The following is a 1,431-nucleotide window of genomic DNA, read 5'->3' as shown; positions in this document are numbered from 1 at the left end:
TCAACTTCAAATGATTGTCAATAATCTTACAAGTTCAATTTTTGAGAACTTTAATAACCCTTCTTTCTATTTTTCCTCTGCCTAGAGTGACAAAAGAGGGTTAATCTTTTAACTTTCATTATGTCCCCCATTGTTTTCACGATTATGTTAACATAAATTCATCTAAGAAAAACAAGGAGGTGATAACGCAGTGCTGGTTTTAGAATACAAAGTGAAGGGCAAACAACAGCAGTATCGAGCTATCGATGAAGCTATTAGAACTACTCAGTTCATCCGAAACAAAGCGATTAGATATTGGATGGACACACCGAAAGAACAAAAAATAGACAAGATTGCTTTGAACAACTATTCAACAGCACTGCGTAAAGAATTTGGATTTGTTAAAGACTTAAATTCAATGGCTTGTCAGTCTGCAACTGAAAGAGGATGGCTATCTATTGCCAGATTCTACGATAATTGCAAGTCTAACAAACCAGGAAAGAAGGGTTTTCCCCGCTTCCAAAAAGATAACCGTTCGGTTGAATACAAGACTTCAGGATGGTCGCTGCATCCTACAAAACGACGTATCTCCTTTACCGATAAAAAAGGTATCGGGGAAGTCAAGCTGTTAGGTAAGTGGGATACTCAAACCTACCCTGTTAAGTTAATCAAACGAGTTCGATTAGTTCGTAAAGCTGACGGTTACTATTGTCAATTTGCAGTTGATATTGAAATCAAACCTGAGCAAATAACAGGTGATGGCGAATTAGGACTCGACGTTGGGTTGGAATATTTCTACTCTGATTCCAACGGGCATCATGAGAAGAATCCCCGTTTCCTTAGAAAAGCCGAAAAAGCTATCAAACACGCAAAGCTCGCCGGACGGAAGCTTCCGCCCGGCAGACTTTGCGCTCAACGTCAAATATATAAAAAGGAAAAAGGAAAGAACCAACGACGAATAGCTAGACAGAGATATGCCAAAAAACATTTGAGAGTAAGTAGGCAACGTAGTGAACACGCGAAGAGACTCGCGCGTTGCGTATGCAAGGCTAACGCCTTAGTCGCCGTGTGAAAACTTGAACGTTAAAAGCATGGTAAGAAATCACTGTTTAGCCAAGTCTATTAATGATGTAGCTTGGACTCTGTTTCGTTGTTGGCTAGAATATTTTGCTCGTAAGTTCAATACAACAGTTGTTGCCGTCAATCCTCGAATGACATCTCAAAAATGTAGCGACTGTGGTGCAATTGTGAAAAAGTCTCTTTCAACTCGTACCCACAAGTGTAGTTGTGGATGCCAGCTTCAGAGAGATGTGAACGCAGCAATAAATATTCTAAATCTTGGACGACAAGCTAGTACACCGCGACAGAAGTATTCCGACAGTTTAAAATGTTCTCAGGCAATATAGAGTAGAATGAGGAAATAATTAGGGTGCGTGGTCCAAAACCAACTCC

At 40.1% G+C, this 1,431-nt stretch carries 1 pseudogene; it reads left to right on the top strand.

Annotated features, from left to right (window positions below):
• Positions 1 to 190 precede the first annotated feature (190 nt).
• Positions 191 to 1,385, top strand: a pseudogene (locus AABK37_RS41345) (RNA-guided endonuclease InsQ/TnpB family protein).
• Positions 1,386 to 1,431 lie beyond the last annotated feature (46 nt).

Origin of the sequence: Tolypothrix sp. VBCCA 56010, assembly GCF_050875635.1 — a bacterium.
Classification (GTDB): domain Bacteria; phylum Cyanobacteriota; class Cyanobacteriia; order Cyanobacteriales; family Nostocaceae; genus Hassallia.
This window is presented reverse-complemented; position numbering and strand designations above follow the sequence as displayed.